The sequence below is a fragment of the Robinsoniella sp. genome (assembly GCF_034124845.1).
Genome location: NZ_JAWYAJ010000551.1, coordinates 1 through 2,668 on the forward strand (window position 1 = coordinate 1; position 2,668 = coordinate 2,668).

The window sequence follows — 2,668 nt, forward strand, 5'->3', positions numbered from 1 at the left end:
CGTAGAAAATCTATTACCCTCAAATCAAAAAGAAACAAAAAATGTAAAAATAAAAGAGAAAAAATTAAAATTCACCTATCAGGAACAAAAAGATTTTGAAACAATTGATGAAGATATCGAAAAACTGGAAGAACAGCAAACACATCTGGAAGAGAAAATACTGGAAGCAGCCAGTAATTATGGAAAACTAGCCGAATTGATGAAGCAAAAAGAAGAACTTTCAGAAAAACTGGATGAAAAAATGCAGCGCTGGGAATACCTGAATGACTTGGCAGAGCGGATAGAACAGGAAAGGGCAGGTAATTAATTGTGGAAAAAGAGAAGCCGGAGATTGATTTGGTAGTGAAAAGAGGAAATTATCTAAGATTAGGTGTTACAGAAGAGGAAGATGGAATCAACTTTGCCGTTGCTGTCTCAGGCAGCCATGAAGTCAAATTAGTACTTTATAAAAAAGGTTCTCCCTATAGAACAAAGGAGATTCCATTCCCGGACGGACAACTGATAGGAGATATTTATGCCCTGAAGGTCTGCGGACTTTTATGGAGTCAGTATGAATATAATTACATGTCTGACGGACAGATTTTCCAGGATCCTTATGCCCGGCTGGTCGTTGGACGGGAGCATTTTGGCGAGGAGGTATCCACAGAAGAAGGAGATGCCATCCGATGCGGATTTGCTTTTGAACCATATGACTGGATGGAGGATAAAAACCCAAGGATACCATACCAGGATATCATTGCTTACCAGCTTCACGTGCGGGGCTTTACCAGACATAATGGTTCCAAAGTACGCCACAAAGGAACATTTCTGGGATTGCAGGAAAAAATACCTTACCTCAGGGAACTTGGCATAAATCAGGTCAAGCTAATGCCCTCCTATGAATTTGATGAAATAAAAAAGCTGCATCCTCAAATGAGCATGTCTTATGAACTCAGAGAGACCGATATTCCACGGGTAAATTATTGGGGCTATGAACCAGGCAATTATTTTGCTCCCAAGAAATCATACGGTGCCACGAAGGATGTGGTCCGAGAATTCAAAGATCTTGTCCGTACTATGCATGCAAATGGCATGGAAGTAATTATGGAGTTTTATTTTCCGGATCAGATGAACCCCAGATTAATTATGGATTGTCTTACCTTCTGGGTTTCCAATTACCATATTGATGGTTTCCATATACTGGCAGATCAGGTTCTTTGCAGTATGCTGGCGAAAGATCCTCTGTTGTCCCGTACAAAAATTATAGCGGTCTATTTCCCCACTGAAGAGCTTTACCGGGAAATTCCATTCCCGGAATACGATAATCTGGCTGAATGCAATGATGGATTCCTGGTGGATATCCGCAGGTTCTTAAAGGGCGATGAAGACCAGCTGAATCAGTTTACATACCGCATACGCAGAAATCCTGCCGGGCGGGGCATTATAAATTATATTACCAATCACGATGGATTTACACTGATGGACCTGGTGTCCTATGATGAAAAGCACAATGAGGCAAACGGGGAACAAAACCGGGACGGTTCCAGTTATAATTATAGCTGGAACTGTGGTGTAGAGGGGAAAAGCAGAAAGAAGAAAATTCTGGATCTCCGCATAAAACAGATAAAAAATGCATTTCTATTGTTACTGTTAAGTCAGGGAACACCCATGCTCTTAGCAGGTGATGAAATTGGAAATTCACAGGATGGTAACAACAATCCTTATTGTCAGGACAATGAACTCTCCTGGGTTGACTGGAATCTGAATAAAAAAAACCAGGAGATACTACAATTTGTTAAGGATGTAATCGCATTTCGGAAGCGGCACAAAATCCTGCATATGCCCTATGAATTGAAAGTGATGGATACGGTTTCCTGCGGTTATCCGGATGTTTCCTACCATGGCAACAGGGCCTGGTACGGAGCATTTGAACATACAAACCGCCAGGTGGGTGTTATGTACTGCGGGTTCTATGCCGGAGAAGACATTTTTCTCTATGCTGCATATAATATGCATTGGGTGGAGCATGAATTTGCTCTGCCTCATCTGCCTGAAAATTTGGACTGGTATACCGCAATCGATACTGGTAAAACAGATGGAAGTGGTGTATATGATGAGGGCAGCGAACCTCTTTTGGATGTTCAGAATATCTTCACGGTGTTACCAAGAACAATCGTTGTCCTGATGGGAAAATCAAATGAGAAAGACAAAACAACATCGAGGTGTTGACATGAAAGCTTTGGCGCATTTTAGAACAATTACGAAGCATAAATTTCTGGTTATGAAACATTGTTTCCGGATTGGCCTTTACAGGCAGGGACTGCTGCATGACCTGTCTAAGTATATGCCTTCCGAATTTCTCATCGGCTGCAAGTATTACCAGGGTACGAGAAGCCCTAATAATGCGGAGCGTGAAGTGAAAGGATATTCCGCAGCATGGCTGCATCACAAAGGCAGAAACAAGCATCATTTTGAGTACTGGACCGATTACAGTCTGGCGCAGAAAGGTACTGCCATGTCAGGAGTAAAAATGCCTAGAAAATATGTGGCAGAAATGCTGATGGACCGGATTGCAGCTTCGAAAGTATATAACGGACGTGAATATACGGATCATGACCCGCTGGCGTATTATCAAAACGGCAAGACCCACTACCTGCTTCATCCAGAAACAGCCGATCAGCTGGAAAAG

General features: G+C 42.2%; 3 protein-coding genes. All 3 read left to right on the forward strand.

The genetic code is table 11. The features are described from left to right. A partial coding sequence (locus ACH2DQ_RS27335) for an ABC transporter C-terminal domain-containing protein (protein WP_395028703.1) occupies nt 1-307 on the forward strand: 307 nt, incomplete at its 5' end. Between the two features lie 2 nt (nt 308-309). Continuing rightward, the gene (locus ACH2DQ_RS27340; protein WP_395028704.1) at nt 310-2,208 is read left to right on the forward strand and encodes an alpha-amylase family glycosyl hydrolase; all 1,899 of its coding nucleotides are present in this window, start codon (nt 310-312) and stop codon (nt 2,206-2,208) included. A gap of 1 nt (nt 2,209) precedes the next feature. After that, nucleotides 2,210-2,668: DUF5662 family protein (locus ACH2DQ_RS27345; protein ID WP_395028705.1), on the forward strand; the 459-nt coding region annotated here is incomplete at its 3' end.